Source organism: Klebsiella variicola (assembly GCF_000828055.2).
Classification (GTDB): Bacteria; Pseudomonadota; Gammaproteobacteria; order Enterobacterales; family Enterobacteriaceae; genus Klebsiella; species Klebsiella variicola.
This window is the reverse complement of sequence record NZ_CP010523.2, coordinates 1,997,222-2,010,503: the sequence shown is the minus strand read 5'-3', so window position 1 is coordinate 2,010,503 and position 13,282 is coordinate 1,997,222. Positions and strand designations below refer to the sequence as shown.

11 protein-coding genes are annotated in these 13,282 nt (G+C 58.9%); 5 read left to right on the top strand and 6 right to left on the bottom strand.

The window, feature by feature from the left end:
• Positions 1-33: 33 nt before the first annotated feature.
• From fadD to SP68_RS09410, 4 genes are all read right to left on the bottom strand, one after another.
• On the bottom strand, positions 34-1,719 hold the full coding sequence (gene fadD, locus SP68_RS09425; RefSeq protein ID WP_040975948.1) for a long-chain-fatty-acid--CoA ligase FadD: 1,686 nt from the start codon (positions 1,717-1,719) through the stop codon (positions 34-36).
• Positions 1,720-1,924: 205 nt separating this feature from the next.
• Positions 1,925-2,506, bottom strand: a complete 582-nt coding sequence (locus SP68_RS09420; RefSeq protein WP_008804297.1) for a Slp family lipoprotein — start codon at positions 2,504-2,506, stop codon at positions 1,925-1,927.
• Positions 2,507-2,544: 38 nt separating this feature from the next.
• Positions 2,545-3,240, bottom strand: coding sequence for a tRNA (adenosine(37)-N6)-threonylcarbamoyltransferase complex dimerization subunit type 1 TsaB (gene tsaB, locus SP68_RS09415; RefSeq protein ID WP_008804296.1), 696 nt, complete (start codon positions 3,238-3,240; stop codon positions 2,545-2,547).
• A 145-nt stretch (positions 3,241-3,385) separates the two neighbouring features.
• Positions 3,386-5,296 (bottom strand): ATP-dependent DNA helicase, encoded by a 1,911-nt coding sequence (locus SP68_RS09410; RefSeq protein ID WP_008804295.1) that lies wholly within the window; start codon positions 5,294-5,296, stop codon positions 3,386-3,388.
• Positions 5,297-5,427: 131 nt separating this feature from the next.
• On the opposite strand from SP68_RS09410, the gene SP68_RS09405 reads away from it, so the two are divergent.
• Entirely contained in the window at positions 5,428-5,772 is a 345-nt protein-coding gene (locus SP68_RS09405) for a RidA family protein (protein WP_002910910.1), read from the top strand.
• Here SP68_RS09405 and SP68_RS09400 read toward each other — a convergent pair whose 3' ends face one another.
• Positions 5,773-5,976 carry a YoaH family protein gene (locus SP68_RS09400; protein ID WP_008804294.1) on the bottom strand — a complete coding sequence of 68 codons (204 nt, stop codon included), beginning with the start codon at positions 5,974-5,976 and terminating at the stop codon, positions 5,773-5,775. It abuts the gene before it with no gap.
• A gap of 88 nt (positions 5,977-6,064) precedes the next feature.
• On the opposite strand from SP68_RS09400, the gene pabB reads away from it, so the two are divergent.
• From pabB to SP68_RS09380, 4 genes are all read left to right on the top strand, one after another.
• Positions 6,065-7,420 carry an aminodeoxychorismate synthase component 1 gene (gene pabB, locus SP68_RS09395; protein ID WP_022066242.1) on the top strand — a complete coding sequence of 452 codons (1,356 nt, stop codon included), beginning with the start codon at positions 6,065-6,067 and terminating at the stop codon, positions 7,418-7,420.
• A gap of 3 nt (positions 7,421-7,423) precedes the next feature.
• Positions 7,424-8,002, top strand: a complete 579-nt coding sequence (locus tag SP68_RS09390) for a CoA pyrophosphatase (protein WP_008804292.1) — start codon at positions 7,424-7,426, stop codon at positions 8,000-8,002.
• Between the two features lie 162 nt (positions 8,003-8,164).
• Positions 8,165-9,529 (top strand): L-serine ammonia-lyase, encoded by a 1,365-nt coding sequence (gene sdaA / locus SP68_RS09385; protein WP_032730721.1) that lies wholly within the window; start codon positions 8,165-8,167, stop codon positions 9,527-9,529.
• Between the two features lie 182 nt (positions 9,530-9,711).
• Positions 9,712-11,283: an EAL domain-containing protein gene (locus SP68_RS09380; RefSeq protein WP_040968662.1), complete on the top strand. Its 1,572-nt coding sequence runs from the start codon at positions 9,712-9,714 to the stop codon at positions 11,281-11,283.
• Between the two features lie 33 nt (positions 11,284-11,316).
• Here the strand turns inward: SP68_RS09380 and yoaE are convergent, their stop codons facing one another.
• A complete protein-coding gene (gene yoaE, locus SP68_RS09375) occupies positions 11,317-12,876 on the bottom strand; it encodes a CNNM family cation transport protein YoaE (protein ID WP_008804290.1) in 1,560 nt (519 codons plus the stop codon).
• Positions 12,877-13,282 lie beyond the last annotated feature (406 nt).

The following is a 13,282-nucleotide window of genomic DNA, read 5'->3' as shown; positions in this document are numbered from 1 at the left end:
GGCGTAGCCGGCGTCAGGCGACTCATTCGTTACTTAGCCTTTATTGTCCACTTTAGCGCGCGCTTCGTCACGCAGTTCTCGCCGCAAAATTTTCCCGACATTGGATTTCGGCAGTTCGTCACGGAATTCCACCAGCTTCGGCACTTTGTAGCCGGTGAGATGGCGGCGGCAGAACGTAATCAGCGCCTCTTCGGTTAACGCGGCCTCTTTCTTGACCACGAAAATCTTCACCGCTTCACCGCTGCTGCCGGACGGCACGCCGATGGCCGCCACTTCGAGGACGCCGCTGTGCTGCATAACCACATCTTCGATTTCATTCGGATAGACGTTAAACCCCGACACCAGGATCATATCTTTTTTCCGGTCAACGATGCGCAGGAATCCCTCTTCATCCATCACCGCGATATCCCCGGTGTGCAACCAGCCGTCTTTGATAATCTCATCCGTCGCGTCAGGACGCTGCCAGTAGCCCAGCATCACCTGCGGCCCCTTGATACAGAGTTCGCCCGGCTGACCCGGCGCCACTTCGTTATCGTCGTCGTCCACCAGTTTGGCTTCTGTGGAAGGCACCGGCAGGCCAATGCTGCCGCTGTGGTAGTCGATGTCGTGCGGGTTGACGCTGACCAGCGGCGAACACTCGGTCAGGCCGTAGCCCTCCAGCAGATATTGTCCGGTCAGTTTTACCCAGCGCTCGGCCACCGCCTGCTGCACCGGCATCCCACCGCCGGCGGAGAGGTGCAGCGAGGAGAAATCAAGCTGCTGAAACTCTTTGTTGTTCAGCAAGGCGTTGAACAGGGTATTGACCCCGGTCATGGCGGTGAAAGGATATTTCGCCAGCTCCTTCACCAGCCCGGGAATGTCGCGTGGGTTGGTGATCAGCAAATTTTGCCCGCCCAGTTCGATAAACAGCAGGCAGTTCATGGTCAGGGCGAAAATGTGATACAGCGGCAGCGCGGTCACCACGAACTCTTTGCCGCGATGCAGCAGCGGGCCGTAGGTGGCATTGACCTGCTCGAGGTTCGCCAGCATGTTGCGGTGGGTCAGCATCGCCCCTTTGGCCACGCCGGTGGTGCCCCCGGTGTACTGCAGAAACGCCAGATCTTCCGCAACGATCTCCGGCTTCACGTACTGCATGCGGTAGCCATGCTGCAGCGCGCTGCGAAACGAGATGGCATCCGGCAGGTGGTACTTCGGCACCAGGCGCTTGATGTACTTGACCACGAAGTTCACCAGCGTGCCTTTGACGGTGGAGAGCTGATCGCCCATGCGCGTCAGGATCACGTGCTTAACCTGAGTTTTCGCCACCACTTTTTCCAGGGTATGGGCAAAGTTGGAGACGATGACGATCGCCGCCGCGCCGCTGTCGTTGAGCTGATGCTCCAGTTCACGCGGAGTATATAAGGGGTTGACGTTAACCACGATCATCCCGGCGCGCAGGATGCCAAACAGAGCCACCGGATACTGCAGCAGGTTAGGCATCATCAGGGCCACGCGATCGCCCTTCTGTAATCCTAACCCCTCCTGAAGGTAAGCGGCAAAGGCGCGACTACGCTCTTCCAGCTTACGGTAGGTCATCACTTCACCCATATTGATAAACGCCGGTTGGTCAGCGTAGCGGGTGGTGGCATGCTCAAACAGTTCAACCAGGGATTGATAGCGGTCAGGGTTTATCTCCGCAGGAACATCTGCGGGATAACGGTTTAGCCAAACCTTTTTCACTGCATCACCTCTGAAATAGTTATTCGTCGTCATCACAGCCCCTGGTAAATACATTTTGTTAACATTATATTAACTCAGCGTACCAGTTTATTAATTAGGCAATGAGCAGGTTGCGAAGCGCGTCACTATTTTTTTTCTTATTCGACTGAAAACAAAGAAACAGCGGACCGGCCGCTGTTTCTTTGAACTAACATAAACAACAAAATCATTCGGTTACGACGTTTCTCACCTCAGCTGGGCCGGGGTTGTACCAGCCCCAGCCGCCATAGCCGTAACCCCAGGGGCGCGGACCCAGCATCCACGGATCGATGGGCTGCGGGGGCATCACCACCTGCTGCACCACGTTCCAGCGTTTGTAACCGATGGCGTTCATCAGCATAAATTTATACGGCGTGCTGCCCACTTTGCCGTCGACAACGCCGGCAATCGGCCCGACCACGGTGACCAGCTGGCCGCGGTAGTCGACCGGATCGAGGAAGCCGTTAACGTCGGCATAGATCCGCCCACGAGACGGTTCGCCCAGCACAGGCCGTGCGCCGCTGTCCAGCGGTACGGTGGCGATTTCTAAGCGGGTTTTACCCTGCTGGTTCTGCACATTGACCACTTTGCCGCCAAAGCGTGCTTCCTGGCCAACGTACAGCTGCGGGGCGTTCATCACCCGCACTAAATCCTGCTGCGGCGTAGGGCTGGTGCCTTTGATGGCATCCGGCACTGACACGCAGCCGCTTAGCGCAACGGCAACCGCCGCGGCTAACAGCCAGCGAACGCCCTGTTTTTGACCCGCCATGATGCGACTCCTTTTCTCAGTCTTCTTGTTACTGAGATTCACTCGCGGCCTGGAAGTTTCTTCCACGCCACCTCGTTTCGCAAATAAACCGGCTCCGCTTTCTCCACGGCCACGGTTTTCCCCGCCGCCAGCAGGTAACAGGCTAACGGCAGCATATCCTCCGCCGCCGGCAATTCAATTTCGCCGCTGCTTAAGGTCAGTCCGCTCGCTTTCGCCAGATCCGGCCACGCCTGCCAGCCGGTGCCGACGGTGGCCCATTCGCCGGAAAGCTGTGCCAGCCGTTCGGCTACCGCTTCCGGTTTGAGCACCGCTTCCGTCTCTTCGCCATGCCAGACGCCCTGCTCGTCGCGCTGGTACTCGGCCCAGTAGACTTCGCCCATCCGCGCGTCAATAGCCGCCAGCACGCGGGTGGCGCCAGTTTTGCGCCAGGCGCCCTGCGCCATGGTGGCCAGCGTGGAAACGCCGATCATTGGCAGCTCAGCGCCCAGCGCCAGCCCCTGAGCGATACCGATGCCGATGCGCACGCCGGTAAAGCTACCCGGACCGCGGCCAAAGGCCAGCGCGTCCAGCTCGGTCAGCGTGGCGCCGCTCTCGGTGAGGACCTCCTGCACCAGCGGCAGGATACGTTGGGTATGTTCGCGGGGACAAATTTCGAAATGAGCACTAAGGGTGCCATCATTCCACAGCGCCGCGGAGCAGGCCTCTGTGGCGGTATCGATAGCCAAAATTCGCATGGGTGGTCACGCTCTCGTTACATAGTTCAGGCCTTCAGGCAGCCTGTTTTCCGGCAAACGGCCAACCCGCCGCCATACCGCCCGAAGTCTATTGGGAACCGCTAATTAACAAAATGGCGCGCAGCTTAACACATTTTAGTGCGGATTACCTTGCCGGCGGCACGGCGAGGAAGCGCACCGCCCGGCGGATATCGCGGGTCCGCGGCGCGGGCGGCAGGCTGGCCAGGAACACCGCGCCGTAGGGGCGCATCACCAGCCGGTTGTCACAGATCACCAGCACCCCGCGATCGTCGATATCGCGGATCAGGCGTCCCACCCCCTGTTTGAGGGTGATGACGGCTTCCGGCAATTGCACTTCATCGAACGGATCGCCGCCGCGCAGCCGGCAATCTTCCATGCGCGCTTTTAGCAGCGGGTCGTCCGGCGAAGTAAACGGCAGCTTATCGATGATCACCAGTGACAGCGCATCGCCGCGCACGTCGACCCCTTCCCAGAAGCTGCTGGTGGCCACCAGCAGGGCGTTGCCGGCGCTGACGAATTGCTGCAGCAGCTGGCCTTTGCTGGTTTCCCCCTGCAGCAACACCGGTAGCGTCATGGTGGCGCGGAACTGCTCCGCCAGATCGCGCATCATGGCGTGCGAGGTACACAGCATAAAGCAGCGGCCGTCGTTGGCCTCGATTAGCGGCTTGAGCATCGCCGCCAGGTGGCGCGCCGCGCCAGGCTGGTTCGGCAGCGGCAGATTGCGCGGCACGCAGAGCAGCGCCTGATGTTGATAATCAAAGGGGCTCGGCAGCAACAGGGACTGCGCCTCATCGATCCCCAGCCGGGCAGTGAAGTGATGCAGATCGTCGTTGACTGACAGCGTCGCCGAGGTAAAGATCCAGCTTCCCGACTTCTGCGCCATCACCTCTTTAAACTTCTCGGCCACGGTCAACGGCGTCAACGCGAGAGTAAAGTGGCGCGAGGTGCACTCATACCAGTAGCTGTAGCCCGGCTGGTTAATCTCTTTCAGCCGCTTTAAGCGCCCGCGATAGAGGGTGGCGCGCTCAAAGGCGGCATCGAGCAGCGCCGAGCGGCCCAGCGAAAGTTTGGCGACGTCATAGCATAGCTCGAGCGCGTCATCGAGCAGCAGCAGCGCGCGCTGAATGTGGCTATCCGCCAGCAGTTCGCGCAGGTTGCCGCGATAGCCGGGATCCCCCAGCTGCAGGCGAAAATCCTGAGCGCTTTGCGCCAGGCGGTCGGCGCATTTTTGCAACTGCTGGGTGTCTTTCAGTTCGGTGCGGTAGGCAATAGTGATGTCTTTCGCCAGATCCAGCAGCTGGCGGCTGGAGAGCGACTGACCAAAGTACTGACTGGCGATATCCGGCAGCTGATGGGCTTCATCGAAGATCATCACTTCCGCCTCGGGGATCAGCTCGGCAAAGCCGCTCTCTTTGACCACCATATCGGCCAGGAACAGGTGATGGTTGACCACCACCACGTCGGCGTCCATCGCTTTTTTACGCGCCTTCACCACGAAGCAATCTTTATACAGTGGGCAGTCGCTACCGAGACAGTTATCGTTGGTGCTGGTGACCAGCGGCCAGGCCTGGGAGTCTTCCGCGACGCTGGCGCAGGTGCTGATATCGCCATCCTGGGTTTGATTCGACCAGGAGCGCAGGAGGATCACATCGCTGAGGGTTTGTACCGGCAGATCGCCGCCCGCCAGCGCCTGCTGCTCAAGACGTTCAAGGCACAGGTAGTTGGAGCGCCCTTTGAGCAGCGCCAGTTTCCCGGTGAATTTGAGCGCTTTGGCGACGGTGGGCAGATCGCGGCTGTAGAGCTGATCCTGCAGCGCTTTCGAGCCGGTGGAGATAATCACCTTTTTTTTCGCCCGCAGCGCAGGCGCCAGGTAAGCGTAGGTTTTACCGGTTCCGGTCCCCGCTTCCACCACCAGCGGTCGGGAGGCCTCAATCGCTTCGCTCACCGCTTTCGCCATCTGGCGCTGCGGCTCGCGCGGCTTAAATCCCGGTATGGCTTTGGCTAGCTGGCCGTCTGCTGCAAAATCGTCGATCACATTGCCCCCTGGTTATTTGGACAGTGATTATGTCAGGGAGGACGGCGTTTCGCCAGTCCAGGTAGTGACGCGAGCGGAACATTATGGCAGTCTTGCCGCAGCCGAATGGAATGCTCAAAGAGGAAAAAGAAATGACAATTACGCGTATTGATGCCGAAGCCCGTTGGTCAGACGTGGTGATCCACAACCAGACGCTGTACTACACCGGCGTGCCGGCAAATCTTGATGCCGACGCCTTCGAGCAGACCGCCAATACCCTGGCGCAGATTGACGCGGTGCTGGAAAAACAGGGCAGCGACAAGTCGCGTATTCTTGACGCCACCATCTTCCTCGCCGATAAAAGCGACTTTGCGGCAATGAATAAAGCCTGGGACGCGTGGGTGGTGGCCGGTCACGCCCCGGTGCGCTGCACGGTGGAAGCGACGCTGATGAACCCGCAGTATAAAGTTGAGATCAAAATTATCGCCGCGGTGTAATTAGTCGTCCTCATCTTCGTCTTGATCTTCATCCTCATCTTCAAAGCGCGCGACGATCTGCTCGCCGGTATGCGTTGCGCGCAGCTCTTCCGCCACCAGGGCAATCGCCTGGCCGCTGCTCATCCCCTGGGCCATTAGCTCATGGATACGTTCGACCGCTTTTTGCTGTTGCTCGTGACTCAGCGAAGGTAAACCTGCAAACATCTTTTACTCCTGCTACATTGTGGGGCGTAATTATTTCACGCCGTCCCCGCCTACGCCAGAGGGACGGCAACGTTCAGGATCGAGAAAGATGTTGTCCCCCGCGATTATTACCCTTCCCTGGCGCCCGGATGCGGCCGAACACTATTTTGCGCCGTTAAGCGCCCTTCCCTGGGCGATGCTGCTGCATTCCGGCTTTGCCGACCATCCGCATAACCGCTTTGATATTCTGGTGGCTGCCCCGCGCGCCACGCTGCTGACGCGCGGTGAACAGACGTGGGTCGATGACGGCGAAACCGCTTTTGTCTCCGCGGAAGATCCGCTGCAACTGCTTCAACAGCAGTTGGATCGTCAGCCGTTCACGCCGCAGCCCTATGACGATCTGCCGTTTCTTGGCGGCGCGCTGGGACTATTCGGGTACGATCTGGGCCGCCGCTTTGAGCGTCTCCCTTCGCACGCGCAGGCCGATATCGCGCTGCCGGATATGGCGGTGGGGATCTATGACTGGGCGCTGATTGTCGACCATCAGCGCCAGCAAATTTCGCTGCTCAGCTATGACGATCCGCAGCAGCGCCTGCAGTGGCTGCAGGCGCAATCCCGTCCGGCGATGAAACCTTTCGCCCTGACCTCTGCCTGGCAGTCAAATATGAGCCGCCAGCAGTACGGCGAGAAATTTCGCCAGGTGCAGGCCTATCTGCACAGCGGCGACTGCTATCAGGTCAACCTCGCCCAGCGTTTTCAGGCCCGCTACGTCGGTGATGAGTGGCAGGCCTTCCGCCAGCTGAATACCGCCAACCGCGCCCCCTTTAGCGCCTTTATTCGCCTCGAGGAAGGGGCGATTTTAAGCCTGTCGCCGGAGCGCTTTATTCAGTTGCGCCAGGGAGAGATCCAGACACGCCCGATAAAAGGCACCCTGCCGCGGCTCGATTCGCCGCAGGAAGATGCGCGGCAGGCTGAGAAGCTGGCGAACTCCCCGAAAGACCGCGCCGAGAATTTAATGATTGTCGACCTGATGCGCAACGACATCGGCCGCGTCGCCGTGCCGGGCAGCGTGCGGGTACCCGAGCTGTTCGTGGTGGAGCCGTTCCCGGCGGTCCATCATCTGGTCAGCACCATCACCGCCCGCTTACCGGCGACGCTGCATGCCAGCGATCTGCTGCGCGCCGCCTTCCCCGGGGGATCTATCACTGGCGCCCCGAAGGTCCGGGCGATGGAGATTATCGATGAACTGGAACCTCAGCGACGTAACGCCTGGTGCGGGAGCATTGGCTACCTGAGCTATTGCGGCAATATGGATACCAGCATCACCATTCGCACCCTGACGGCCTGGCAGGGGCAACTGTATTGCTCCGCTGGAGGCGGTATCGTCGCGGACAGCGAGGAAGATGCGGAATATCAGGAAACTTTTGATAAAGTTAATCGTATCCTGCACCAACTGGAGAACTAGACCATGGCGGACCACGCCCTCAATCTGGATGATTTTCTGTCCCGCTTCCAGCTGCTGCGCCCCCAGCCTTCGCGCCATGCGCTCAATCAGCGGCAGGCGGCGGTGCTGGTGCCGATCGTGCGCCGGCCGCAGCCCGGCCTGCTGCTGACCCAGCGTTCGCCGTTGCTGCGCAAGCACGCCGGTCAGGTCGCCTTTCCCGGCGGCGCGGTAGATAATACCGATGCGACGCTTATCGCCGCCGCCCTGCGCGAAGCCCAGGAAGAGGTCGCGATCCCGCCGGAAGCCGTCGAGGTGATCGGTGTTCTGCCGCCGGTGGACAGCGTCACCGGTTTTCAGGTGACGCCGGTGGTGGGCATTATTCCCCCCAATCTGCACTATCACGCCAGTCAGGACGAAGTCTCAGCGGTATTTGAAATGCCCCTCGCCGAAGCCCTGCGCCTGGGGCGCTACCATCCGCTCGACATCCACCGTCGGGGTAACGACCACCGCGTCTGGCTCTCCTGGTACCAGCATTATTTTGTCTGGGGAATGACCGCCGGGATCATTCGCGAACTGGCGCTGCAAATTGGCGCTCGACCTTAGCTATACTGTTTATGAGAGAGCGCTCTCACTATTAGTAAAATCGCGGTTATCCATTAGTTTAATTCATGTGAATAGTTCAACTGGCAGCGCGCTTCCCTCTTACACTATGCGCAGTTATTACATCGTTACCGCACCCGCGGTAACCCTGTCAGGAGTATTATCGTGATTAGTCTATTCGACATGTTCAAGGTGGGGATTGGTCCCTCATCTTCCCACACTGTTGGCCCGATGAAGGCCGGTAAACAGTTCGTCGATGACCTGGTCGAAAAAGGATTGCTTAATGCGGTGACCCGTATGGCGGTTGACGTCTACGGCTCGCTGTCATTAACCGGCAAAGGCCACCATACGGACATCGCCATTATCATGGGACTGGCGGGCAATCAGCCCGATACGGTCGATATTGACGCAATCCCGGCATTTATCCGTGACGTCGAGGCGCGCGGCCGACTGCTGCTGGCCAACGGCCAGCACGAGGTCGACTTCCCGGCGGATGACGGCATGCGTTTTCGCAGCGACAACCTGCCGCTGCACGAAAACGGCATGACCATTCATGCCTGGGCCGGCGAGAAAGAGATCTACTGCAAGACCTATTACTCGATTGGCGGCGGCTTTATCGTCGATGAAGAGCACTTCGGCAAAGAAAACGCCAATGAATTGCAGGTGCCCTACCCGTTTAAATCGGCGCAGGAAATGTTGGCGTATTGTAAAGAGACCGGCCTGTCGCTCTCCGGGATGGTGATGCAAAACGAGCTGGCGCTGCACAGCAAAAAAGAGATCGAGGACTATTTCGCCAACGTCTGGCAGACCATGCGCGCCTGTATCGACCGCGGGATGAACACCGAAGGCGTGCTGCCTGGTCCGCTGCGCGTGCCGCGTCGCGCCTCGGCGCTGCGTCGTCTGCTGGTGGCCAGCGATAAGCTCTCCAGCGATCCGATGAACGTCGTTGACTGGGTCAATATGTTCGCACTGGCGGTCAATGAAGAGAACGCCGCCGGCGGTCGCGTGGTGACCGCGCCGACCAACGGCGCCTGCGGCATCGTTCCGGCGGTACTCGCCTATTACGACCACTTTATCGAATCCGTCAGCCCGGAAATTTATATCCGCTACTTTATGGCCTGCGGGGCGATCGGCGCGCTGTACAAGATGAATGCCTCCATTTCCGGAGCGGAAGTCGGCTGTCAGGGTGAAGTGGGCGTTGCCTGCTCGATGGCGGCGGCGGGCCTGGCTGAACTGCTCGGCGCCAGCCCGGAACAGGTTTGCGTGGCGGCGGAGATCGGCATGGAACACAACCTCGGCCTGACCTGCGACCCGGTCGCCGGCCAGGTGCAGGTGCCATGCATTGAACGTAACGCCATCGCCTCCGTCAAGGCAATCAACGCCGCGCGAATGGCGATGCGCCGTACCAGCGAACCGCGCGTCTCGCTCGACAAAGTGATCGAGACCATGTACGAAACCGGTAAAGACATGAACGCCAAGTACCGCGAAACCTCCCGCGGCGGCCTGGCGATTAAAGTTCAGTGTGACTAAACTGTTCGTCCCCCCCTGCGCCCGCAAAGCGCGCAGGGGGATAACCCTGGTGACTGAAATCTCCCTGATGCGCCTTCAACGGCGCATTTTCTTTTTTCTATACCTGGCGATATTCTGCCACTACAATTGCTCTATTAAATAAGCCACGCTTAACCACTCGTCCTGTCGACAGGGTGTCGCACATGCAGACTGCACAAAAAGTCATTACGGCCTATCGTCGCAAACGCATTATTGTCTGCCTGCTGGTAGCCCTGCTAACCCTGGGTACCACCTTAGCTATCCGATTTATTTCACAGCGTAGCGTAAATGAAGAGTACATTCGCACTGCCGCCAGCCAGCGGGTCACGGCGCTGGATAACATCCTGCGTCCGCTGAGCGCAGAGCGGGCGACGCTACTCTCCCTGGTCGACAAACCCTGCATGGATATTCATCTCACACTGCGCAAAATGGCGGCCTCGCTGCAGACGGTCCGCTCCGTCGCGCTGGTGGCGTCAGGGATGATCTACTGTTCCAGTATCTTTGGGCAACGGCAGGCGGATCTGCACCAGCTGCAGCCCGCGCTTCCGGCTCACCACCCCTTACTGCTCTTTTCTACCGACAACTCACTGCTCAAAGGCACACCGGTGCTGATCCAGTGGTATCCAGCCTCGGAAAGCGGCTTCGACGGCGTGATGTTAATTGTCAATATCGAGCTGCTGGGAACCTTAATTCTCAAGGAAAAATCGCCCCTGATCAGCGACGTCAGCCTGCAGGTCGGCGACCATTATTTTATCAGCGGCCTCGGCCTGATTGACAAAGCGCACGCCCCGCAGGCGTCGGTGATTTATCGCCAGCGCTCTACAGAATTTCCCTTTACCATCAATATTAACGGTCCGGGCGCCGCGACTATCGCGCTGGAGGAGCTGCCCGGTGAGCTGCCGCTGGCCCTCATCTTCAGCCTGTTGATGACCGGCATCGCCTGGCTGGCCACCGCCGGCAGAATGAGTTTCTCGCGAGAGATAAGTCTCGGCATCACGGCCCGGGAATTTACCCTCTGGTGCCAGCCGCTGCAGGATGCGCGCAGCGGACGCTGCTGCGGGGTGGAGATCCTGCTGCGCTGGAACAACCCCCGCCGCGGCGAGATTTCGCCCGAGGTATTTATTCCCATCGCCGAAGGGGACAATCTGATTATTCCCCTCACCCGCTATGAGATCGCCGAAACCGCCCGCCGCCTGGACGCCTTCCCCAGCGAGCCGCATTTTCATATCGCGATTAATGTCGCTGCCCGTCACTTTGCACACGGTTTGCTGCTGCATGACCTGCACAATTACTGGTTTAGCGTCAATCCGGTACAACAGCTGGTGGTTGAACTCACCGAACGTGATGTCCTGCAGGATGGCGACCAGCACATGGCCGAACATTTGCATTTAAAAGGGGTCCAGCTGGCGATAGATGATTTTGGCACCGGTAACAGCTCGCTCTCGTGGCTGGAAAAACTGCGGCCGGACGTGCTGAAGATCGACCGCTCGTTTACCAGTTCCGTCGGGATAGACAGCGTCAATGCCACGGTGACGGATATTATTATAGCCCTCGCCGACCGTCTGAATATCGTTACCGTGGCCGAAGGGGTGGAGACGCTGGAGCAGGAAAGCTATCTCCGGGGCCACGGCGTCGATGTGCTGCAGGGATTTTATTATGCCCGGCCGATGCCGATAGAGGCGTTTCCGGCGTGGCTGGCAGACAGAGAGGGGCAGAAAAGCGAGGGGGGAGAATAGCTCGCCGGCCACAGGGGCCGACGAGCAGGGCAATTACTCTTCTTCGTCGCTCAGCGGACGGGTGACCACCGCGCGGACCAGGTCGACCCGGTAATCATTCGCTTCCACCACGGTAAACTGCAGCGGCGGTAGCGACACGGTGTCGCCAATGCGCGGGATATGGCCATTGACGGCGATCACCAACCCGGCCACCGTGGCAATATCCTCATCTTCATTGACCAGCGCATCCAGTCCAAGCGCCTGCTGCAGCGCATGCAGGTCGGTCGAGCCTTTGATCAGCCAGCCATCGCCGTCAATGACGATCTCCGGCGTCTCATCGGCATCCGGGAATTCACCGGCGATGGCTTCCAGGACGTCCAGCGGCGTCACCAGCCCCTGCACCATGCCAAACTCGTTGGTCACGATGACAAAGCTGCCGCGCGCGCGGCGCAGAACGCCGAGCAGATTGATCGGGTCCAGCGTTTCCGGGACGACAATCGCCGGGGAGGCGGAGGCCAGCGCCGCAACGTTTTCGCCCGCCTCAAGGGCCACCAGCAACTCTTTCGCCCGCACGATACCAATGATTTCATCCAGCTCTCCGCGGCAGACCGGGAACAGACTGTGCGGCGACGAGAGCAGCTGACGACGAATTTCGTCATCACTCTGTTCGGCGTCGACCCAGCTGATTTCACCGCGCGGGGTCATAATACCGCGCAGGGAGCGCTGGGCCAGCGTCAGCACGCCGTTAATCATGTAACGTTCTTCTTCGGCAAACGCCCCTTCCGGCACCGGTATGGCTGCCGGGCTGTCGGCGTCATGGCTGACGGAGGTCTGTTTCCGGCCGCCCATCAGGCGCAGGATCGCATCCGCGGTACGGGCACGCAGCGGCAGCGTCGACTGATGTCGGACAAAGTTGCGTCGCGCCACCTGGTTAAAGAACTCGATGATGATCGAGAAACCGATCGCCGCGTACAGATACCCTTTCGGAATATGGAAACCAAACCCTTCCGCCACCAGGCTCAGGCCGATCATCAACAGGAAGCTCAGACAGAGCACCACCACCGTCGGGTGCTGGTTGACAAAGCGCGTCAATGGCTTCGACGCCAGCAGCATCATGATCATGGCGATCACCACCGCCGCCATCATCACCGGCAGATGGTTAACCATCCCGACCGCCGTGATCACCGCATCCAGAGAGAAGACGGCGTCCAGCACCACGATCTGCAGTACCACCACCCAGAAACTGGCATACCCTTTACCGTGACCGCTATCGTGCTGGCGGTTTTCCAGCCGCTCATGCAGTTCAGTCGTCGCCTTAAACAGCAAGAAGATCCCGCCGAGCAGCATGATAAGGTCGCGCCCGGAAAAGGAGAAATCAGCGATAGTAATCAGCGGCTTCGTCAGGGTCACCATCCAGGAGATCACCGACAGCAGCCCCAGGCGCATCACCAGCGCCAGCGAAAGGCCGATCAGTCGCGCTTTATCGCGCTGCTTCGGCGGCAGTTTGTCCGCCAGGATGGCAATAAACACCAGGTTGTCGATACCGAGCACAATCTCCAGAACGATAAGCGTCAACAGGCCAGCCCAGATTGAGGGATCCATTAACAATTCCATGTACGACTCCGGTTAGCGGCAAGCTGAGTCATCGCCATGTCATGCATGGGCGCGACAATAGGTGCTGAGAGAAAAGCGTGATGCGTGGAGGTGGCAACCAGGTGCCAGAAAGTGAAAAGACGTCGATGACGGTCCATACTGCGGGCTATGCCCTATACTCCTGAGTAATTAAACGGAAGTTAAACATAGCAAAATATAGATCGAAATTGGAAAAAATTTACCTGAATTTGCAATAACTAAGGCTATTTTTTGCGCTGCAAAATTATTACCAGGCGATGCCTGATTAACGGATCTTCATCACATTAATTATTTTTTCACTGTCTAAAATAATTCGCGGTAGTAACTATTTTCTATCTTACACCCTAACTGAATCGATTTTGTCCTCAAGAGTGATTCAGGATGTATC